Annotated in this window: 19 protein-coding genes; 7 read left to right on the top strand and 12 right to left on the bottom strand. The window is 46.8% G+C overall.

The features are described from left to right. Positions 1 to 90: 90 nt before the first annotated feature. The gene (locus tag ACSF8W_RS07235; protein ID WP_500846293.1) at positions 91 to 852 is read left to right on the top strand and encodes a 1-acylglycerol-3-phosphate O-acyltransferase; all 762 of its coding nucleotides are present in this window, start codon (positions 91 to 93) and stop codon (positions 850 to 852) included. 116 nt (positions 853 to 968) lie between these two features. Here the strand turns inward: ACSF8W_RS07235 and ACSF8W_RS07230 are convergent, their stop codons facing one another. The 4 genes from ACSF8W_RS07230 to ACSF8W_RS07215 form a co-directional block, all read right to left on the bottom strand. Further along, entirely contained in the window at positions 969 to 1,817 is an 849-nt protein-coding gene (locus ACSF8W_RS07230; RefSeq protein WP_500846291.1) for an alpha/beta hydrolase, read from the bottom strand. 121 nt (positions 1,818 to 1,938) lie between these two features. Further along, on the bottom strand, positions 1,939 to 2,529 hold the full coding sequence (locus ACSF8W_RS07225) for a TetR/AcrR family transcriptional regulator (RefSeq protein ID WP_500846290.1): 591 nt from the start codon (positions 2,527 to 2,529) through the stop codon (positions 1,939 to 1,941). 135 nt (positions 2,530 to 2,664) lie between these two features. After that, positions 2,665 to 2,913 (bottom strand): hypothetical protein, encoded by a 249-nt coding sequence (locus tag ACSF8W_RS07220; protein WP_500846288.1) that lies wholly within the window; start codon positions 2,911 to 2,913, stop codon positions 2,665 to 2,667. Positions 2,914 to 3,332: 419 nt separating this feature from the next. After that, complete coding sequence (locus ACSF8W_RS07215; RefSeq protein ID WP_500846287.1) at positions 3,333 to 3,686, bottom strand: DUF2750 domain-containing protein; 354 nt, start codon at positions 3,684 to 3,686, stop codon at positions 3,333 to 3,335. A gap of 243 nt (positions 3,687 to 3,929) precedes the next feature. On the opposite strand from ACSF8W_RS07215, the gene ACSF8W_RS07210 reads away from it, so the two are divergent. The 3 genes from ACSF8W_RS07210 (at position 3,930) to ACSF8W_RS07200 (ending at position 6,193) form a co-directional block, all read left to right on the top strand. Next, positions 3,930 to 4,526 carry a class I SAM-dependent methyltransferase gene (locus ACSF8W_RS07210; protein ID WP_500846286.1) on the top strand — a complete coding sequence of 199 codons (597 nt, stop codon included), beginning with the start codon at positions 3,930 to 3,932 and terminating at the stop codon, positions 4,524 to 4,526. Between the two features lie 120 nt (positions 4,527 to 4,646). After that, positions 4,647 to 5,543: an EamA family transporter RarD gene (gene rarD, locus ACSF8W_RS07205; RefSeq protein WP_500846284.1), complete on the top strand. Its 897-nt coding sequence runs from the start codon at positions 4,647 to 4,649 to the stop codon at positions 5,541 to 5,543. A 224-nt stretch (positions 5,544 to 5,767) separates the two neighbouring features. Beyond that, positions 5,768 to 6,193 (top strand): globin family protein, encoded by a 426-nt coding sequence (locus ACSF8W_RS07200; RefSeq protein ID WP_500846283.1) that lies wholly within the window; start codon positions 5,768 to 5,770, stop codon positions 6,191 to 6,193. Positions 6,194 to 6,295: 102 nt separating this feature from the next. Here ACSF8W_RS07200 and ACSF8W_RS07195 read toward each other — a convergent pair whose 3' ends face one another. The 5 genes from ACSF8W_RS07195 to nrdD form a co-directional block, all read right to left on the bottom strand. After that, positions 6,296 to 6,559, bottom strand: a complete 264-nt coding sequence (locus ACSF8W_RS07195; RefSeq protein WP_500846281.1) for a DUF2960 domain-containing protein — start codon at positions 6,557 to 6,559, stop codon at positions 6,296 to 6,298. Between the two features lie 35 nt (positions 6,560 to 6,594). Beyond that, complete coding sequence (locus ACSF8W_RS07190; protein WP_500846279.1) at positions 6,595 to 8,580, bottom strand: EAL domain-containing protein; 1,986 nt, start codon at positions 8,578 to 8,580, stop codon at positions 6,595 to 6,597. A gap of 184 nt (positions 8,581 to 8,764) precedes the next feature. Continuing rightward, a complete protein-coding gene (locus ACSF8W_RS07185) occupies positions 8,765 to 10,768 on the bottom strand; it encodes an EAL domain-containing protein (RefSeq protein ID WP_500846277.1) in 2,004 nt (667 codons plus the stop codon). Positions 10,769 to 11,533: 765 nt separating this feature from the next. Beyond that, a complete protein-coding gene (gene nrdG, locus ACSF8W_RS07180) occupies positions 11,534 to 12,001 on the bottom strand; it encodes an anaerobic ribonucleoside-triphosphate reductase-activating protein (protein ID WP_500846276.1) in 468 nt (155 codons plus the stop codon). A gap of 70 nt (positions 12,002 to 12,071) precedes the next feature. Next, positions 12,072 to 14,198, bottom strand: a complete 2,127-nt coding sequence (nrdD, locus tag ACSF8W_RS07175) for an anaerobic ribonucleoside-triphosphate reductase (RefSeq protein WP_500846274.1) — start codon at positions 14,196 to 14,198, stop codon at positions 12,072 to 12,074. 315 nt (positions 14,199 to 14,513) lie between these two features. Between nrdD and ACSF8W_RS07170 the strand changes: the two genes are divergently transcribed. Together ACSF8W_RS07170 and ACSF8W_RS07165 are read left to right on the top strand one after the other, a co-directional pair. Further along, positions 14,514 to 15,623 (top strand): GGDEF domain-containing protein, encoded by a 1,110-nt coding sequence (locus ACSF8W_RS07170; RefSeq protein ID WP_500846273.1) that lies wholly within the window; start codon positions 14,514 to 14,516, stop codon positions 15,621 to 15,623. Positions 15,624 to 15,681: 58 nt separating this feature from the next. Beyond that, complete coding sequence (locus ACSF8W_RS07165) at positions 15,682 to 17,127, top strand: MltF family protein (RefSeq protein ID WP_500846272.1); 1,446 nt, start codon at positions 15,682 to 15,684, stop codon at positions 17,125 to 17,127. A gap of 177 nt (positions 17,128 to 17,304) precedes the next feature. Here the strand turns inward: ACSF8W_RS07165 and glgA are convergent, their stop codons facing one another. Next, positions 17,305 to 18,870 (bottom strand): glycogen synthase GlgA, encoded by a 1,566-nt coding sequence (glgA, locus tag ACSF8W_RS07160; protein WP_500846271.1) that lies wholly within the window; start codon positions 18,868 to 18,870, stop codon positions 17,305 to 17,307. Continuing rightward, positions 18,809 to 20,032 (bottom strand): glucose-1-phosphate adenylyltransferase, encoded by a 1,224-nt coding sequence (glgC, locus tag ACSF8W_RS07155; RefSeq protein ID WP_500846269.1) that lies wholly within the window; start codon positions 20,030 to 20,032, stop codon positions 18,809 to 18,811. Before glgC ends, glgA begins: the two co-directional genes overlap by 62 nt. A 373-nt stretch (positions 20,033 to 20,405) precedes the next feature. Here glgC and ACSF8W_RS07150 point away from each other — a divergent pair, with 373 nt between their 5' ends. Next, on the top strand, positions 20,406 to 21,839 hold the full coding sequence (locus ACSF8W_RS07150; protein WP_500846267.1) for an alpha-amylase family glycosyl hydrolase: 1,434 nt from the start codon (positions 20,406 to 20,408) through the stop codon (positions 21,837 to 21,839). Between the two features lie 73 nt (positions 21,840 to 21,912). Here the strand turns inward: ACSF8W_RS07150 and ACSF8W_RS07145 are convergent, their stop codons facing one another. Beyond that, positions 21,913 to 22,188 carry a PepSY domain-containing protein gene (locus ACSF8W_RS07145; RefSeq protein ID WP_500846266.1) on the bottom strand — a complete coding sequence of 92 codons (276 nt, stop codon included), beginning with the start codon at positions 22,186 to 22,188 and terminating at the stop codon, positions 21,913 to 21,915. Between the last annotated feature and the right edge of the window lie 111 nt (positions 22,189 to 22,299).

The following is a 22,299-nucleotide window of genomic DNA, read 5'->3' as shown; positions in this document are numbered from 1 at the left end:
GCGCCCTCAAAGTAACAGTATTACTCTGGTCACGCTGGCCAAAAAAACACATAATAAACATCCTCTTGTTCCATATGCTAAGGAGTGTGCGTGCTGACGTTTATTCGACTTTTACTGGCTGCTATTTTTATGGTTGTGATGAGCCTTTTTGCTTTGATCTATTGCAGCATTTTCAAACCCCGCGACCCCAAGCATGTCTACTTTTTCTGCCGTTGGTTCAACCAACTTCATAAACTGGTCGGGATCACGCTGATCCAACGTGGGTTAGAGAAAGCCCAAACCGTGCCGCGTGCCGTCTACATCTCCAACCACCAAAACGTGTTTGATTTCGTCACCTCGCCCGGTATGTTGCCACCTCGCACGGTATCTATCGGGAAAAAGAGCCTACTTTGGATCCCTTTCTTCGGACAGCTTTACTGGATCACCGGCAATATCTTGATTGACCGAGAAAATAAATCCAAAGCCCGTGACACCATCCAGCAAGTTGTCACCGCCATTCATGAACGTGATTTATCGATTTGGATGTACCCAGAAGGGACGCGCAGTAAAGGTCGCGGATTACTGCCGTTCAAAACAGGGGCATTTCGTATGGCCATTGCAGCGGGCGTTCCTATTGTGCCGGTCTGTGTCAGTTCTATTCACAATAAGATTGTGCTCTCTAAACGGAACAATGGCATTGTAATCACAGAAATGCTCGACCCGATTGATGTGTCAGGCTATGCGCTTAAAGATGCGCGAAAATTGGCGGAACACTGCCATCAACTGATGGCGGCAAAAATTGCCGAATTAGATGCAGAAGTGGCACAACGCGAACAGGCTCTTGCCAGACAAAACGCACAGGTCAACGGATAAGGTCATCATCCACCATTATTGTCATTCCCGCCTCTGCGCTCAAAAGAAAAAACGCGTGTTATGCATCGTGCACAACACGCGTTTTTTGTTCGTTACACCGCTTCAGGCAGAAAGCATCACGACGCCAACAATAGGTCGAAACCGTGGCGTAATTGATCGCTTTGCAAAATACGGCCATGGCCGAGCCCTTCTGTCGCAATCAGCGTAACGTGATTGAGCGCCGAAGCCGTTTCTGATTCGGTAAAAGCCGCAAAACGGTCTTGGCGATCATGCACAATCACCACTTTGCCTTGCCATTGTTGTAATTTCGCCACCGGATCAACCGAACTCAACGGGCTTTGATACGCTTGGGCGATGTCCTCCACCACTTCGTTAAACAGCTTCATGGAATACCCCGAATGCTGCACCGCCGAAACCAGATTCTCGGTATAATTCAGTACAGGCGCCACCAGCAATACCGGCTTACCGCGCAAAGCAACATGCGCACTTTCCAATACCATGGCGCCGCCCATACTGTGTGCCACAACCCCTGCGATCTGCGTTTGTGCTTCAAGCACGCCATCCAATGCCCGGATAAAGCCCGGTAAATGGCCATACTGCCCTTCACTTTCACCGTGAGCCGGATTATCAAACGCTAATGCGGTGTACCCTGCAGCCGCTATGTGTGCCATTAACGGGAAGAACTGTGCCGCCGACCCTGACCAGCCGTGCCCCAGCACCCAAGTTGGTCCCTCTCCGAGTCGATACGTCATCATGGTGCCTTCTGAGGTCATGATGGGTTCACGAACCAGGCCGTCGGGAGCATCAATCTGACGGCGAGTTCGTTCAGGGGTCAACAACACTTTCATCGCGACCTTCTTGGCATGCTGAGGGGCAAGGCGGTGATGTAAACGGGTCGAAAGATTAACCATCTTTCTGCGGAGGTTAAATGTTGCATTTTTCTGGAAATAAATTTTGCTACTCATCCTTGCCTCTTTAAAACAAAAACATCAATATGACTGGCAGTACACACAAAAAGAACGGTCGTGCTTTTTCATGGTGCGCAAATTGTGTGTAGCTGCGTTATGCTGTGCCACAATAGCGATCTTACGATCGCCATTGCCTTAATAGGTCATCAATACCGTGCCAAAACCGCTGGTGATCTTCCGTTTCAAGCGCCAGTGAACGAAACAAATGGCTGCTTAAATACACACCGTACAACTGGTAGACACACTGCCAACTATCTAATTGCGCCGAGAACTCCCCAGACGCTTTGGCCTTTTCAATTTGGCGATGAAGATACGTCAACCATCGATGTGTCAAATTAGCCAGTCCTTGCTGAATTGGATCATCACTTTGTGCGCCGTCTTTCCACGCATCAAGAAACATGCAACTGCCCTGAAACGAGCGATTCCATGCAAGCCATAGTGACAATAACTGACGCAATTTCGCTTCAATACTTGCGTGTTCAATCTGTCGGGTCGGCTGGATCACTCGCGCCACAAAGGCCTGACCGGCAAATTCCAACACGGCAAGTTGTAGGTTGTCCTTAGAATGTACATGGGCAAACACCCCACTCTTGGACAACCCTGCAGCTTTCGCCAATTCACCAATGGTTAAACTGTCGAGCCCATCGCGGCTTGCAAGGGCAAAGGCCGTGGTTAAAATGTGCTCGCGGGTATGCTGTTTTTTATTCATTGCACCTTTGGGTGATCGCTCATCTTGGATCGATATTCTTTCATCTAGCACTGTTTTAGCACGATCGTACTTTTTAATTCAACTCCGACCACTGTCAGCGTTTCAGATACAGGACGCCTTGACGGTCAATTCCGCTTATCGTTCCGCAAAACGAAAGAGACTATCAATGGTGACTGGGCACTCACCCACTTGTTGCACCATATCTTGCGCTTGTTTCAATGAATCGTAGCTACAGGGGATGCCATAGGTATCGGTAAGGGGGTAATCATTACCTTCATGATCCATAAAATGCACACTCCAACCTGCGCTAAGAAAATCGTGTACCAACTTCGCTTCTACGATGGTTTGATCCGCCATTAGCTGGCGACATTCTGACAGCACCATACGTCACCTCCCGTTATTTCGCTTGGCTCTTCTGCGTGGCTATTCCGCGTGGTCATTTCGCATAGCTATCTCACTTAGTTATCTCACTTAGCGATCGCGCTCGACAGCGTCGTTCTAGCAAAAGTATAGCTGATCGCTCTGCCATACAGCTGAGCATGCCGGAGGGGCAAAATGGCAAACCACAGCAGATAGCATGATGCAAAAAAGGCGGAACACAGAAACTGACACCAAGAGGGAAGAAGAAAAGCAAAGCTGGGCTGGGCTGGGCTGGGCTGGGCTGGAAATATAATTGAAAGGGAAAAGAGAAGAGAGAAGAGAGAAGAGAGAAGAGAGAATCACAAAATATGCATGGGGTTAAAGCAAGAAAGGCTACGGGCGTTATGCCTCGTAGCCTTTCTCTGCAGCACTAAACCGGAAAATTACAGGTACAGTTTCGCCACGTCAGATGGCTCTTGCTCTGAACCTAGTAGTTCAGCCGTCCAGTTAAGACCAACCAATACACCATCTTCAGATAGTGTGATCATCCAATCTTCAACAAACACATCCAATGGGATCATCACAGAAACAAATTCTGCCCACTCATCCACACAATGCAATGCAGCATCTGCTTGGTTTGACCAGAATGGCATCACTTCTGATGCTTCAAACTCACTTGAGTCAACAGAAAGCCAGTCACCCTCTTCATTACAAAGGCCCCAAACCTGTAGGGTTTCTTTTGTCTCTGCAACAAACAGATCACAGTTCGCTTTAATATCTGTGGTTAACTTAGTCATTCTATTCTCTCTTGTCTTTTATATATGACATCAACGGCTTGATGTACGCCTATAATACCAGAGTTTACATCAGGTATACCTATGCTAATTATACTTCCCTGAGAGAATGACGTTTTAATGAAAATCCATTCGCTATACTTGATTTGTTATCGCTGGCTCACGGTCTGCCAAACGGTTTTGGACCTTCGTCGCTTTTATCCGAGCTGTTTCATCCGCCACGTTCTCATCCACTAAGAGGTGTCTATGGCAACCGCCGATTGGCTAACGCACTTTAATAACCAACCTGTGCTGACACCCCGTTCACATTTAGTGGAGGCTCATGCCTTTTTAGGTGAGGATCTGGCACACCGCGTCGCCGTCGACTGCGCCTGTGGTACCGGACGGGATACCCTGTACTTACTGGAACAAGGCTACCGGGTATTTGCCTTCGATAATGACGTCCCCCGCCTCAATCTACTCTCAGAGCATCCCCTGCTGGGTGCAAATCCGAATCTCGATATTCAAATCAGCAGTTTTGCAGAATATCAATTCCCCAAAGCACACCTGATCAATGCCAGTGCTTGCCTGTTTTTTTGCACGCCGCAAGATTTTAAAACGCTCTGGGCTCGCATCGAGCACAGCTTACAAATCAACGGGATTTTTTGCGGCCATTTCTTGGGTTCTGAAACACTCGAGCCACAAGAGAGCCTGCCCATCCTAACGCATAGCCAAGCCGAATTAGAGCAACTCCTCGCCCCGTTTTACATTATATCTTGGAAGAAAAAGCAAGAGTATTCGGCCAATTTAACAGGAAAAAAACGTCTTTGGTTGGTTCACACCATCATCGCAATGAAAAAATAATAAGCGCAACAAATAAGCCACAAAAATGTTATGGATAAAGCATAGATTTCTGTTCTTGCCGCGAAATATTCATGACAAAATACTGCCTAATTCTTCCTCTCTTTTGTTAGGTTTTCATCTATGCAAACGCACCGTGTCGGCAATGCTCTGGCCGCGTTCTCTTTTATGCTTTGGGGTATTTTACCGCTTTATTACCAATTTTTGCCCCAAGCTAATATCAATGACTTATTAGCATTACGTATTATCTTTTCAGTGCCGTTTATGTTTGCCGTCATGGTGATCCTCCGCCGTCCAATGCCGAGTTTTGCAACGGTCTGGCAAGACAAACGTTCGTTGATCATGACGGCGTTGGCCGGATTGATCATGTGCGTGTCTTGGTATGCCTTTACTTGGGCGATGACGCATGATCAAGTGCTCGCGGCCAGCCTGGGCTTTTTCATTAATCCACTGTTTGCTATCGCACTGGGCGTGCTTTTTCTAAAAGAGAAATTATCTGCCGCGCAAAAAGCCGCTGTGGTTCTTGCCACGATGGGGATCGCTTATCAGGTATGGAGTTATGGCGAACTGCCATGGATTTCCCTGATCATGGGCAGTTTTTTCGCGCTCTATGGCTTGTGTAAGAAATTCATCAAATATGATGCGTTAACGTCTGTCACGCTGGAAGCCGCTCTGTTGGCGCCAATTGCCTTGGTCTACGTGCTCATGACGGGCTTTGCTGGCACCAGCACAGCGTTGGCTGGGGACACCTCTACCTTACTGCTGTATATCGGCTCTGCCCCTATTACACTGGCACCGTTGATTTTCTTTGCCTTAGCCATCAGCCGTACCAGTCTCACCATGGTCGGTTTAATGCAATATATTGAACCCACGCTGCAATTCTTATTGGCCGTTTTCTTGTTTGGTGAAGTCTTTGATGATGTGAAAGCCATCAGTTTCGGCTTTATCTGGCTCGGGCTTATCTTGTGCAGCCTTGAGGCCATCAGCAACATGTTCCACCGCCGTATTCGTCCTGTGTAAAACAGTCGGGCATGGACAATCCCTCAGCAGTGCGCTGCTGGGGGATACCTATCACAACTTCCTCACGCGCTTCCCTTCATTCGTACGATTTCCATTGCATGCTTCTCGTCTCACTCCATACTTAATGCATCAATGATCACTCGCGATCACGCTACAATCATCAAACAGCAGGCACCAAGAAAACAATAAAAAACCAATGAAGGGATAGAAAGGAAAGTTGCCGTATGGATACACAGCAAGTGTTTAATGATAGCTATCAACGCTGCACAAAAGACAAACAGTTCTTTTATACGTTTTATGATTTTTTCTGGCAGAAAGACGAGAAGTTCCGCCGCATGTTTGCTAATACAGACATGGACAAACAAATAAAGATGCTCAAGCTCTCTATTGTGCTCTTGATGCTCTCCACGTCCTCAAAAGAAAGCCGTGAATTATTCAACACCTATGCAGAACGGCACGGGCGAGGTGGCCTGAACGTCTCCCCCATCGACTTTGACCTCTGGCTAGATAGCTTATTGGAAACTGTGGCGATCAGTGATCCCCTGTTTAATGATGATATCGAAACAGCATGGCGCGCCTGTTTTCAAAGTGGATTAGCCATGATGAAGGCTGCTTGCGAGCCACACAATGCCACGTCGACAAACCATTGACAAAAATCACTGACAATAAAGCACTAACAATAAAAAACCCTGCCACAGTGTGACAGGGTTTCGTATTTTTTCATCTGAGCGTATGGGTAAGAGCGCCTAGGCTTACTTCTCGCCGACGCCGCGGTTAACCTTCTGTGCCAGGGTAATTTTACCAAAACCCAGCTTACGGAAATGGCTATCGCGGTAATCACGAACGGCTTTGCTGCCAGATGATACCATCTCGACCTGCTGTTCCATTTTCAGGTACTGGGTCAGATCAATCCCTTCGGCTGCCGCCACGGCTTCGTGAATAGAACGATATTGAGAATAGGAAAACGACAGCGTCTTCTCTTCTGTTTTATACGTATAAATAATAGTGCGTGACATAACGCCTCCAACAGCACGATTTTAGGGGGGCGAATTTACCTTAGATCAGCGTCAGATGAAAGGACATTCTGGCTCTCACACACTATCTCTGCATTTACTAACTGCGCCACCGACATCGGACGGTAAAAATAATAACCCTGTACGTAGCGTATTCCACGACTATGTACAAACGCCAATTCTGCCCCTGTTTCCACCCCTTCCACCACAATTTTAGATTGGGTAATTTGCCCCAATTGCACCACCACTTCAAACAGGCTTTTACCCCGTTCGGTATCCAGCGCAGTCACCAAAGAGCGATCAATTTTTATCTTGTCGAAATCAAAACGGGACAAATACGCCAACGAAGAGTAACCCGTGCCAAAATCATCCAAAGCAACAGACACGCCGAGTTGTTTAATTTCATTGATGATTGAAGCCGTACGCTGCTCTTCTTCAATCAACAAATCTTCCGTGATTTCAATTTCAATTTGTGAGTAATCAAACGCGCTGTTATCAATTACCCGCTTTAAGGATTTCACAAACCCTTTGGTTAATACCGTCTCTGACGATACGTTAATCGACAAACAAAAATCAGGCGCTAACGAAAGCAATTCCGCATCAGCAATGGCATGTTCCAACACCCAAAAGTCTAAATCTGGCATGAGCCCAAGCTGGTTAAATGATGGTAAGAACGTCGGGGGTGAAATTTTTCCATCATGGCTTTGATGGCGCACTAACGCCTCTAAAGCCACCACCTTCCCCGTGATAATGTCCATCTGAGGCTGGTAGTAGAGTAAAAACGATCCATTACTTTGCAGGGCTTCCACTTCCTTTTGTGCATCGAAATTACTTTGCATAGAAGGAATAAAACTGGTGAGTTTAGTCCGCACTTCAATTTCATGACTGGTAAAGAAACGGTTTTTGAACATGTCCGTCAAATCAATACCCGCAGAGCGCTGATCCATCATTTTGAAGAAGGGGTAATACATCAGCATCCCGACCCCAATCAGAAAGACTTGAAAACCAGCCACGGCATACGATCCGCCGGATCCCATGTAGCCACTGATGATCGGTGGCGTGATCCAGCTGTGCACTTCGCTCAATGGCGGAATGATACCGTACGCCATCGCCGCATACGCGAGGGTAAAGCTCACCAAGGGCACGGCTAAAAATGGCAAAATCATGATCGGGTTGAAAATAATGGGCACACCAAACAGCACGGGCTCGTTAATATTGAAGATGGTCAAAATCAGCACCGTTCGCGCTAAGATCTGATACCCCTTACTTTTGGCAAAAAAGAGCATACACAACACCAACGAAAACGTATTGCCGCTTCCCCCGATCCCAGTAAAGAAATCATAAAAGTTCGTACTGATAATATTGAGATCGGTGCCAAAATTACGCCAATCCGCCATATTAGCCATGCTTAGTTCATACAACTCGGTTTTGAACATGTGCAGCACATTATGGCCATTTACGCCCACACTCCAAAATAGCCCACGAATTAACTCATACAGCAACCCATCATAAAACGAGGTTGGATCCAGCTCTGGGAGGGTTAAATACGGTGAAATGTACTGACTAAAAAACAACTCGATGAAGTAACAGAAAACCAATAATGCACCCAACGCCATCATACACGCCACCAACATGTTGGCTGATGTGTCGATGACATTGTTGTAACTCGAAAGATTGAGTAAACGGACTTTCTTGAAATGATGAATGATGGTGCAGACAACAAAAGCAGAGGCTAAAGATAAGGCAAAGTTATTCGGCAGCATGATCTCCGTAGCGATCAATCCCCACTGCTGGGAGATAATAAAGAAGGCCACCAAAGAGCACGATATCGCCGCGGCCTTGGGCAGTCGCCGCTGATTCGCATAATACGTCGCGAGATAAATATTCAGTAGCACAGGGAACATGTGCGCCGTCATGTTGCCCGCATACCCTAAGGTCAGACTGAGTGTGTCATACCCAACGCTGGCAAAAAAAATCGCCAGCAAGTTAAAAAATGCAGCTAATAGTGAGATCGGTAATGCCATAATAAACACATTACTGATCGCCACAATATATGGGTTCGTCGACAACCTAGATAACAGCTGAGTCACACACTTTCATCCTGAACATTTTATATTCCCTATAACACCCATTCAAGGCAACCTGTATACCTACTAGCAATACAGGCTACCTCATGTCACCTTATCACACTACATTAACTTACAATGCCTACGCAGACTGTGCAATTGTTTCATTTTTAAGATATTTTCCCTTAATTAACGCCATGGCATCAGCTAAAGGCTGTGGACGTGCAATATGGTATCCCTGAATCACATCCACACCGCATTTTGCCACAAAGGCCATTTCATGCTCGTCTTCCACCCCTTCCGCGACCACGGTACAGTGGGCAATCTGGCCAATCTGCGCCACAAGGTGATACAAATCTTTGCCTTTTTGCGTCGTGGCATCGACCAGCAATGAGCGATCAAGTTTGATCTTATCAAACGGATACTTCAATAAATGCGGGAAAGACGCGTAACCCGCACCAAAGTCATCCATCACCACCATGGTACCGATGGCTTGCAGCTCTTCCATGGTTTTGCGCAAATGCACACTGTCACTCAAAATCGCCTCTTCAGTGATTTCAATTGCTAGCGACGTTGGGGCAATATTGTAATGTGCCAACCGTGATTTCAAATGCAAGACAAAATCCGCTTCAGAAATGGACGCCACCGACATGTTAATCGCCACACGACGGACGTGTTCCAATGGCATGTTTTGCATGTCTGTCAGCACTTGTTCCAAGACCGCTTTATCCAAAATCGGCATCGCATCCAACAATTGGAAATCCTGAATAAACGTTGGGAAATACACTTTGCCGCTCGGATCGCGATAACGCAGCAAGGCCTCAAATTCCACCTTGTGAGGTGCCGCCAAGTTATGCAGCAATTGGTAGTGCATCACCAAGTCCCCTTCACGCAACATACTGACCATACGTTGTTGTGCTGTCGCCTTACTGATGCTCGATTCGGCCGAAGCACGAATGCTGCTCAGCAAGTTTCTGAACGTCATACGCTCAACGCTTGAGAACTGGGCCACCGATTTAATGGATGATAACCCCTGCCCGGCAAACGCCAGATAGAACGGACGGTAAATGAAGATACCTACCACAATGATCACCAATTGCAGCAACGTGCCTTCAACGCTGTTATCCATCGCGATGTATCCACTCAAGAGCGGTGGGGTCATCCAGTCAACAATGGTTGTGACCGGACTCACTAGGCCATAAGACATCGACAAATAGGCGATCACGAAGCTAACAAGCGGCACCAATACAAAAGGGACAATCAAAATCGGGTTAAAAATGATCGGTAAACCAAACAGCAAGACTTCATTGATGTTAAACATCACCATGGGTATCGCCGCAATGGCCAGCATGATGTGATTACGTTCTTTAGAAAACAGCAAAATACACAACAGCAAACTGATACTGTTACCCGATCCGCCCATCGACAAGAAGGCATCATAGAACCCTTGGCTGATCACATTCAGTGACGCTTCACCAGCATGCCATGCGGCCAAGTTATCTTGTGTGACGGCATACAGCATTTGCTTAACGGAAAACAACAGGTTGTGGCCGTTAATGCCAATCGCCCCTAATAGGCCCAGGATGCTCTGATACATCAGGCCGCCACTGAATGTCAGAGGATCCGGTTGTACCGCTTTTATTTGCGCTGAAATAACCTGCACCAACTGCAAACTCAATGTGGATAATGCAAGAGCCAATGCACTAAACATAAAGAAGTGGATGACGTGTTTGAATAACGTCGGTGCGAAGTTCACCGCCTGCGGTTCTAATGTTTGCAAATTGATCCGCGTACAATAAGCCAACGTGAGAAAAGCACTCAACATCGCTACCAATGGATTATTCGGCAAGTGATACTCGACAGATAGACTTCCATTAGCGATAGAGAAAACATATAGCAACGCCACCGAGTAAATGATGAAAATGGCGCTGTTCACGTTCGTTTTATGGGAGAGATAATAACTTGTCACCACGCACAACGAGAGTGGGTAAATATTAATCAACATATCCGACAAACGGAAGAACATGCTCGCGATGTCTGAAAACTCGCCATAGCGGAAACCATGCCCTAACAGCACAGCCAGCGCATTCGCCAACGTCAGTGGCAACAACAAAATAGCAATAGCGGATATATCACGCAGATACATGTGGTATCCCGCGCGAACAGGTATCAACTTTTTCAATAACGGCTTAATAGAATTCAAAGCTTACTTCCAACCAAATAATACGCTTGACGTCATGCAAGAGCACCACTGCATCCACAGAAATATAAATAGTTATTCATCATTCATTTATATTTAATGCAATATATTTCATATTGTTACTCAATTAAAACGTCAAAGAATAACAATCACATAGCGTCAAGAATTAGACGTATGATTCTATTCTAATTAATTCAAGCTATCAGATTACAGATATACGGAATGCACCGTGAAATGCACCGGATTATTTTGGATTGAGCGCCAAGTTTATCTCTTACCTTCTGTGAATCTATCCATCGCAGAACACGATAGCTGGCTAATCATAACAAATTCATACTACATCAACACCCTGATTTTTATTTGGCAGGTAACGAATCATAACCAGAGTGTCGGTTTTTACTTGTTCATTAAAAAACCATATTTTAACGATAAATTTTTTTTGTCGTTAATTGGGGATTTATGTTTCTTGCACGAAAATCGCAATGAATCGCTGAGATGGGAATGTAAATTAACCCCAACATAAGGAAAAAGACGAAAAAACAGGCGGCACTACAATAGGAATAAATATGTAACTATTTATTTCAGCATGCTTAACGAGGCGCCAACGGATGCCTTGTCAGAAGAATGTGAGAAATAACTCACCTATTTCTCCCATAGTTATACACAGAAACAGTGGATAACTATGGTGAATAGTCGATTGAAGGCGGCAGATTACAACGTGAATTGATGGATAATTTGGTTGCTGCTGCCACGCCACAGTAGCTCTGGATCGTGCAAATCTTGCTCAAATTTCCCATCAATTAGCACATCTACGCATTCAACCACGGCTTTTTGCGCTTCGGTTAAGTTTGCTAGCTCATAGCCGGACCACAGCCAGATATCTTTCCCTTCGCACTCTTCACGTACACGTTTCACTAACTTCAGTACCGTCGATACGTTCGCAGGATGCAGCGGATCACCGCCTGACAACGACAAGCCACGGCGTTTGATGCGGGTATCATTCAAATCTGCGATGATTTGATCTTCCATCGCTTGTGTGAACAGATGGCCAGAGGTGGGATTCAGGGTGGACTTGTTGTAGCAGCCTCGGCAATTATGCTCACAGCCAGACACAAACAAGGTGCAGCGTGTCCCTGGGCCATTCACCACATCAACCTGATAGTAGTTATGATAATTCATGCACTTAACTCCAAAAAACAAAAAGTGCCGATCAAGATCGGCACTCTATAACTATTCACTCAGTGTGTGATTACATGTGTTTTACGCGGCGAATCACTTCTTCTTGCTTGCCCGAGTTAAATGGGCGCGCATCGGGTGAACCAAGGTAACCACAAACACGACGGGTTACTGACACCTTCTTAGGATCATGGTTGCCACATTTCGGACATGTGAAGCCTTTGCTGGTACAGTCAAACTCACCAGTGAAACCACAGTCGTAACACTCATCAATCGGTGTATTGGTACCGTAGTAAGGCACTCGGCTATAGCTGTAGTCCCACACATTTTCTAGCGCTTCAACGTTGCGCTGCATGTTCGGGAACTCACCGTAACAGATGAAACCACCGCTTGCCAGTTCAGGATATGGCATTTCAAAGTCAATCTTATCGTAAGGATTCACTTTCTTTTCTACATCAAGGTGGTAGCTGTTGGTGTAGTAACCTTTGTCAGTCACATTCTCTAACACGCCAAAGGCTTTGGTATCCAGCGAGCAGAAACGCGTACATAGATTTTCTGACGGCGTACTGTACAGGCTGTACCCCCAACCGGTATCTTCTTTCCACTGTTCAACCGCATCTTTCAGGCGCTTAACAATGGCGATACCTTTCTGGCGAAGGGTTTCACTGTCATAGATATGCTCACCATCTTGTGCATACAGTGCATTAATGGTTTCGTGAATACCGATGTAACCCATTGAAATAGAAGCACGACCATTTTTGAAGATATCAAGCACTTCATCATTTGGGTTAAGGCGCACACCCAGCGCACCTTCTGTGTACAGAATCGGTGCAACACACGCTTTAACACCACGCAGACGATCAATACGTGTTTCCAGTGCACGACGAACCAACTTAGTACGCTCATCCAAGATCTCGAAGAACTTCGCTTCATCGCCCTTGGCTTCAATCGCAATACGCGGCAAGTTCAAGCTCACTACGCCCAAATTATTACGGCCTTCGTGTACTTCATTACCATTTTCATCCGTCCAACGGCCCAAGAAGCTACGGCAACCCATTGGCGCTTTGAATGACCCTGTTACCTCAACCACTTTTTCGTAGTTCAGAATATCGGGGTACATGCGTTTAGTTGCACATTCAAGAGCCAGTTGCTTGATGTCGTAGTTAGGATCAGAAGGCTTATGGTTAATGCCATCTTTGATCGAGAACAGCAGTTTAGGGAAAACAGCCGTCTTCTTATTCTTGCCCAACCCTTTAATGCGGTTTTGGAAAATCGACTTTTGGATCAGCTTCGATTCCCAGCTGGTGCCCAAACCGAAATTCACACTCAGGAACGGCGTTTGACCATTGCTTGAAAACAGTGTGTTGATTTCATATTCCAGTGACTGGAAGGCATCGTACACTTCTTTTTCCGTCAGCTTCTTCGCGTAATCTTCTGGATTAGGGATGTCCCACTCCATTGCTGTCGCTAGGTGCTTCTGGTGGCTAACGGTCACATACGGGGCTAACACTTCATCCAAACGGTTTAGCGTTGTACCGCCGTAAGTGTGGCTTGCCACCTGTGCAACGATTTGTGCCGTCACAGCGGTCGCCGTTTGAATCGACTTTGGCGTATCAATTTCAGCATTACCCATGCGGAAACCATTGGTCAGCATGTTTTCCAAGTCAACAATCATACAGTTGAACATTGGGAAAAACGGCGAGTAGTCAAGATCGTGATAATGGATCTCACCGCTTTCATGCGCCTGAACAATGTCACGTGGCAACATGTGATGCTTTGCATAGTGCTTAGACACAATACCCGCAAGAAGATCGCGCTGAGTCGGGATCACCTTACTGTCTTTGTTCGCATTCTCATTCAATAGGTCAGCATTGCTCTGCTCAACCAAGCCCGTGATCTCAGCACTTAGCGCACTCGCTTTTTCACGCTGAATGTCACGGTCATGGCGGTACTCGATGTACGCACGCGCAACCGCTTTGTGTGGACCCGTCATTAGGTGATTTTCAACGGCGTCTTGGATGGCATGGATCTCAACCTGATCTTGACCAGCAAACTGAGATAACACTTGCTCTGCCACAGATTCGGCATAGGTGTCATTCATCGCTTCTACCGATTCGGCTGCACCCAATACAGCTTCTTTAATACGCTTAGTATTGAATGGGACACGGCATCCATCACGCTTAATCACAACAGGGTTCACACAACGCTCCTAAAAAATGACACTGTCACTAAAAACACAACATATAGGGTGTAACAGTGATAGTGGTACTAGATGCGGGGTATTAGGCGAGAAATCGGAAAAGGAAACATTGATCTAAATCAATCTTTCACTAAGGCCGTACACCTTGCGACCGATGTTTCCAACACGCTCTCACTTTTAAAAAAAAGTGAGTTCTATACCCCTTTAAAGTCAACCGATTTATTCTACGAGAATCAAAGAAAACACAAATTTTTCCCTTGCAATTTTATCTTCATGTACACTACCTGCTGCACGGTTTTAAAGAAGATGAGGCAGATGGAATTTGATACACGAAAAGCCCGATTAGAATATGCATCCTACCTGCGATTAAGTTATGGCGTGCGCTGGGTATCGGGTATTTCACTGCTTATCATGGGGGTCATGTTGGCCACTATGCTGCTGAATTACATTGAAACACATACGCACTATCGCACCAGTAGTTACCTGCTTTATAGCGGGCATGCCCTGTTGTGTGCCTGTGGCGTCTTTTTTTCACGAAAAAAAGACCTGCCCTTCACGCACTGGCAACCACTGGTTATTGCCTTTACCGCCCTTTTCAGTCTGACCTGGACGGCGGTGATTTATCATGTCTCGCTCGTTAGCCATTCGCTGACAAGTGCAGAACTGTTAGCAGAACTGATGATCATGATGAGCCTGCTGGGTTTTTATGCTTCAGCCAGAGCCACCCTTATCACCGTTTTACCGGTCTTAACCATCAGCAGTTACATCACCTATCTGAGCGCTGATCACTCCCTGTCACTCGCCTGCCAGCAGTTTGTGATTACGCTGCTGGTGTTATATACCGGCCGTAAAACGCTCTACTACTGGTTTGTTAACAGCATCACCAAGGAACACGACAAACAACTCTTGCTCAATCAATTAAATAAGCTAGTTTCGCTGGATCAACTCACCGGCATCAACAACCGACGTTTTTTTGAGTATGAATTAGAGAAACAATTTCGCGCGAGCAAACGTGAGAAAAAGCCGCTTTCTGTGATCATGATAGATATCGATTTTTTCAAGCTGTACAACGATAACCTCGGACACGTGCAAGGTGATTTCTGCTTAAAACAAGTCGCACATCGCTTAAAATCCAGTATTTTACGTCCAACCGACACGGTGTCGCGCTACGGCGGTGAAGAGTTTATTGTCTTGCTGCCTGGCACAGATTTACACGGTGCACAAAAAGTGGCGATACGCATTCAATCCCTATTGGCGCAAGCCAACCTTTCTCATCCGCATTCCACAATCAGCCCACGGGTTACCGTAAGCCAAGGCATTGCGACCATGCATGACGACCGGTGTTCCAGCCAACTGATTGAACGGGCTGACAATCACTTGTATTTGGCCAAAGCGCAGGGGCGTAACACCTTTTACGCCCAATAACCGTCTCGTCTTGTCTCATCGCCTATACTCAATGGCATTACGCGGATGAGTAGGGTTTATGCGAACGATGTGGCGCTATTGCATATTATTCTTCATGGTTTGGAGTGGTTTCGGTCACGCCTTTGAAGTTGCCCCTGTTCCGCCGGAAACGTACACCGGTGATTTACCGATCATGGAAGAAAAAGGCGTGATCCGCGTGCTGGTTTCTGCCGACCTCGGGTTTTACTACCTTGACCGCGGCCAACCCAAGGGCATGACGTCAGAAATGCTGCTTCTCTTTGAGCAATTTGTACTGGCCAAAACCCAACAGCACCTGCGCATTCAAATCATTCCCGTTCCCAGAGACCGTTTGATCCCTTCGTTGAACGCCGGCTTGGGGGATATTGCGGCGGCAAACTTAACGATCACGGCTAAACGCCAACAACAAGTCACCTTCAGCTCCCCCATCATCAGTGACATTCAAGAACTCTTCATCACTCACGCGATGATGGATCCCATCACCAGCATCGATCAACTCTCCGAAAAAAGCGTTTGGGTACGCGCCAGTTCGAGTTATTACCAGAGTATCCGCCGCATCAATCATCAACTCACCGAAACGGGCAAAGAGCCCATGTATGTCCATTTTCTGGAAGAAACCTTGCAAGACTACGAGCTACTCAAAATGATCCAAGAAGGATTAGTGCCCATGACGGTGCTGGATTCGCACAAAGCGGAGTTTTGGGATTTAGTGACCAATGATCTGCAAATTCATTATGAATTTCCGGTGCGTCAACATGGCGCTATCGGGTGGTGCTTTCGCCAACAAAGTCCGAAATTGGCCACCCTTGTCGATGCATTCATCGAAAAAAACCGCCGCGGCACCCTGAACGGCAACATCATTTTCAATCGCTACCTCAACAGTAAAACCTGGTTTCAACGTGTTGTTAGCCCAAGCAACATCAAGAAATTCAAGCAGCTCGAATCTAAATTCATGCATTACTCAGAGATGTATGACATGAACTGGCTGATTATTGCGGCGCAAGCCTTTCAAGAATCACAATTTGATCAATCAAAGCGCTCGCACGCGGGGGCCGTCGGCATCATGCAAGTGCTGCCACAAACGGCGGCAGAGCCGTATATCAACATTTCGAATATCAGAAGAAGTATCGACAACAATATTCATGCAGGAGTGAAGTACATGGACTATATCCGTTCGCATTATGTGGCGGATGACGAAACCGATGCACTTAATCAACTTTATTTTGCGCTCGCCAGTTATAATGCAGGGCCCAATCGCATTCGGCGACTGCGTGGCGTCGCAGAGGAACGCGGTTTTGACCCCACGAAGTGGTTCAACAATGTGGAAGTGATCGTGAAAGAAGAAGTCGGCATGGAGCCCATCACGTACGTTGGGAATATCAATCGTTACTATACGATCTACAAACAAATATTCTCATTGCAAAACGCAGCAAGCCAACAAATGGCACAAAAAGCCAGTAGTTTGCAATACATGCTCAGTCGCTGAGCATCCTCTATTTCCATGCCCTGCTTCTGCTTGCATAACTGCGTGGTAATAAAAAACCCTCAACACAGACGCATTGAGGGTTAAATGGCACCATACCTAGCTTTATAAGCGCACAATCTGATTCAGATAGCACACCGTTATTCTTTATTCACTGACGATGTTTACAGCTTCAAACCATTAGACTTGCTCACTGTCAGATTCGACAACGTGCGTGGTTTGTTCTTCGCCTACGTACATGCGTACATACTGCTCCGCCGCTTCAGACCATTCAAAACGGCATGCCATGGCATTTTGCTGCAAACGCTTAAACTCTTGTGGCTTCTGGCAGTAAAGCAATAAGCTACGCTGCAGTTTAATCAACAAGGCTTCCGGCGTTGGGGCATCAAACATAAAGCCGGTTGCCACTTGCGGCGTTGCATCGTAATCAATCACGGTGTCTTTCAAGCCACCCACACTGCGTACAATCGGCAATGTGCCATAGACCAAACTGTAGATTTGATTTAGCCCACATGGCTCAAATTCAGATGGCATCAGGAAGAAATCGGCCCCTGCTTCCACACAGTGTGCCAACGGGTTATTGTATGCTTCTACAAACGCAAACTTATCGCAGTACACTTCGCTGATCTCACGCAGTGCTGCCGCCAACGTTGGATCACCGCTGCCCACAATTACCACCTGCACATCATTAAGCAAGAAGTCTTGCAAAATCGGCAGTAAGTAATGAATACCTTTTTGCTCTGTCAGACGGCATACCATGCCGTAGAGCGGCACATCAGCTTGTGGCAAGTTCACCTGCTGCTGCAAATCACGCTTACACGCTTTTTTACCACGGGCTAGGCTAACTTTGTTGGCTTTGTAGTTTTGCTTGATATACGGATCCGTTTCTGGGTTCCAATCACCATAGTCACAGCCGTTCACAATCCCATACAGATCATTCGCACGCTGTTGGAAATCTTGCGACATGCCATGCGCACCTAACTCTGTCACCAATTCTTTGGCGTAGTTCGGGCTGACGGCATTCACTTTATCCGCATACGCCACACCGGCCTTCAGCATGCTGATATGAGCGGGATCCGCTTCAATCTGCACATAACGCTGCTGGATAAGCTCTGGGATCAAGCTGTACTGGTCGTAATTGAAAATACCTTGGAACACCGCATTGTGAATAGTAATCACACTTTGCGTTTGTGCAAAAAACGCATCTGCGGCATAACGAGTGCGCAGTAAGAACGGCACCAAGCCAGTATGCCAATCATTACAATGCACCACATCCGGTTGAAAACCGACTTTTTCACACAAATCCAATGCGGCGGCACTGAAAAAGGCAAAACGCTCACCGTTGTCAGCATAACCTTGGTTATTTTCCGCATAAATGTCAGAACGGTCGAAATACTGCGGTGCGTCCACGGCATACAACGGGATATCACCGCTTGCGAGTGTTTTTACCTGATACGGTACCGCCTGCGGTTGTGTAGGCACATGCAATGCCGTCGACAGCACGTTTTCACCGCCTTCACGCTGTGCAATTTGTCGGTACAGTGGCATCACGATGCGCACATCGTGCCCCATCTCATGCAATGCCGCAGGGAGGGATTTGGCAACATCCGCCAATCCACCGGTTTTCACAAAACCATCCACCTCAGACGCCACAAACAAAATACGCAGTGGCTGACTGTTCGGCTTATTCCTCGTAACCAATTTTCGCTCCTTTTGGAATAACGACGATCCCTTCGTCTGAAACATGATATTTTTGCTTATCTGCTTCAAGGTTTTCACCAATAACGGTACCCGGTGCAATCTGCACATTTTTATCGATGATAGCGCGACGAATCGAACAATTCGCCCCAATTTTCACATCGCCTAAAATGATTGATTCAGTGATCGTTGTACACTGTTCGACGTTGGTTCTAAAGCCCAACACCGATTTATGTATCGTCGCACCACGGATATAACTGCCCGCAGAAATCATACAATTGTTGATATCCACTTTGCAGGTGTCGCTATCGAGGATGGTCGCAGGCGGAAGCGGCGGGTAATACGTGTGAAGCTGCCATTGACGGTTATACAGCGAGAATGGCGCATCTTCCGACAGAAGATCCATGTGAGCCTGCCAGTAAGATTCAATCGTACCGACATCGCGCCAGTAACCGGTCGATTTCTCACCACGGATCACATTGGTTGTGAAGTCATAAACAAACACTTTGCCTTGTGGGAACAGTTTAGGAATGATGTCTTTACCAAAGTCATGGCTGGACGCTTCATTCACCGCGTCAGCTTCCAACTCATCACGCAACACGCCCGTTTCAAAGATATAGTTCCCCATAGAGACAAGCGCGAAATCCGGTTCACCAGGAATCGATTTCGGATTGGCCGGTTTTTCTTCAAAGCCGATCATGCAACCCTGCTCATCGACTTCAATCACCCCAAAGGCGCTCGCTTCATGCAACGGCATGCGCAGTGCTGATACGGTCAGGTCCGCTTTTTTCTCTAGGTGGTAGTCCAGCATCTGCTTCACATCCATTTTGTAGATGTGGTCACTGCCGAAAATACACACTTGATCAGGTTCTTCCAATTCCACAAAACGCAGGTTCTGATAAATGGCATCGGCGGTGCCGTCATACCAACGCTTACCCATACGCATTTGTGCCGGAACAGGGTCAATAAAACGCCCTGAAATGCCGGAAATAGTCCACCCTTTCTTCATGTGCAGATACAGAGATTGCGATTTAAACTGGGTTAGCACATAAATTTTCATCAAATCTGCATTAAGAAAGTTATTCAATGCAAAATCAATTAATCGGTAACTACCACCAAATGGCACCGCGGGTTTCGTTCTTGAATCCGTTAAAGGGCGTAGACGAGAACCTTCTCCGCCTGCCAAAATCATTCCTAAAACACCAGCCATGGTGTGACTCCTTGTTAGTAAGCAACTGGATACATATATACCATAAACAAATACTCTTTGAGAATGGTATTTCCTTAAAACTTCGTTAATTTTTTACAAAAATACCCATTTTGCGTGGTTAGTAATTACTCGACAAGGATCACACTCGGTGCAAACACATACATTTGTTAAGAGAATATTAAATTCACACGCAAGTTACCGCTTTCACAAAAAACGGGGATAATCTCCTCCCTACCGCGACAGATTACGCATTCAGGGTGAGTCACTACGCCATCTCCTCCCCCCTCTTTCTACGCCCTACGACCCCATCAAAAAGCTGAGTACTTCCTGAGTATCTGTCAGTAAACTGACCGCAGTGCATAGCTAGGATCTCATGATGACAACTGTTTCTCTCTCACTGACGCCACCAGCCACCAATGTCATTCTTCATGCCTTTGACTGGCCCTACACCCGTGTCACGGAACACGCGTTGGCAATCCATCAAACCGGCTTTAAAGCAGTACTGGTTTCCCCGCCCATGAAGTCACTACACCGCCCAGAAGGCACCCCGTGGTGGCAACGCTATCAGCCGCAGGACTATCGGGTCATTGATAATCAGCTCGGTAACACGGCTGATTTCACGCATATGATCAACACACTGCAAGCGTATGGTATCGATGTATACGCCGACATCGTGTTCAATCACATGGCCAATGAATCTGCCTTTCGTACCGACCTCACCTATCCGTCCAAAGACGTGCTCAAGGATTACAAAGATCGCAAAGGGTACTACGACAACCTCACGCTGTTTGGCGATCTCTCGCAGCCACTGTTCACCGACAACGACTTTATCACTGCGTTTCCCATTGAAGACTGGGACAATCCGTGGGAGGTACAACACGGGCGCCTCAGTGGCGGGAAAAGTGACCCCGGTTTACCGACCCTGAGTAGTCACGATAACGTAGTAAAAAAACAACAAGATTACCTGCGCGCGTTGAAAGCGTTAGGGGTGAAGGGATTTCGAATTGATGCTGCCAAGCATTTAACGCTGGCACACATTCAAGCGGTCTGGACGCCAGCGATCTGTGACGGGATGCATGTATTTGGGGAAATTATTACCGACGGCGGCGTCAGTAAAACCGAGTATGCCCTTTATCTGGATCCGTATCTGAAAGATACCCGACTCGGCGCCTACGATTTTCCACTGTTTCATTCACTGTTCAATGTGTTTGAAAAAAACGCCCCGATGACCAGTTTAGATCATGCCTATTCAGTGGGTGAGGCACTGGCATTTGATCGCGCTATTACCTTTGCGATCACGCATGATATCCCCAATAATGCGGTGTTTATCAACCAGGTGATGACGGAGCAGCACGAACGGCTGGCGTATTGTTATATTCTTGGACGAGATGGCGGTGTACCATTGATATACAGCGATCTTGATACCAGTGGAATAGAGGATGAAGTAGGAACGCCACGTTGGATGGATAGCTGGAAAAATCCCGAATTGCAGCGCATGATTGCCTTCCATAATCACATGCACCCTTACCCTATGACACTTTTGGCTGCGAGTGACGACTACATTCTGTTTAGCCGAGGTGAGCACGGCATTGTGGCCATCAATCGCGGTGACGGCGCAATAACACTGCCGCTACCCGAAGGGCAACACTACCACAATGCATTAGTTGCCGTTTCAGGCACAGGTGCAACCGCTGATGAAGCGCGCGTTGATGGCGATACCGTAGCAGGCAGCATCACGCTTGCAGGAAAAGACTGTGTCATGTTGATTAACGTGGCGAGTTACGGGAAACACGCGGCTCTACGCTAACACAGTGAGGAGGCCTCGCGTTGATACCGCGAGGCTTATTTATCCAAACGCCTATGCAGTATGTCGCGTCGATTTAATCGCGTTCGACCGCCAGCACTTTGCCGCTGAACAAATCTAACTCGACTTCAACTTCGTGCCCATCGGCATTGCGAGCTTCAATTTCAATTTCATGTTCATCACGCTCGACTTTGATCTTACGAAAATCGTGATATCCCTGACTTTGCAATAAACGTAGGGCCTTGGGCACGGTTAATTCCTGCACCTTCGGTTCCACCGGATCAGCCCATGCAGGAAACACCACCGTACTTGCCACCAGCAACACAGGCATTAATTTTAGTTTTTGCATCATATATTCACCTGCCTTTTGATCTTACTTGGGAATCGCTTCCCGCTTACCCAATCGCATCCATGTTAGACGCTCTCGTGTTACGCACACCGGTCTTACAGCACCGTACCTAAC

It is taken from the genome of Photobacterium sp. 270122K, from assembly GCF_059941365.1.
Note: the sequence above shows the minus strand (reverse complement) of the source record. Positions and strands in the feature narration are given on the sequence as shown.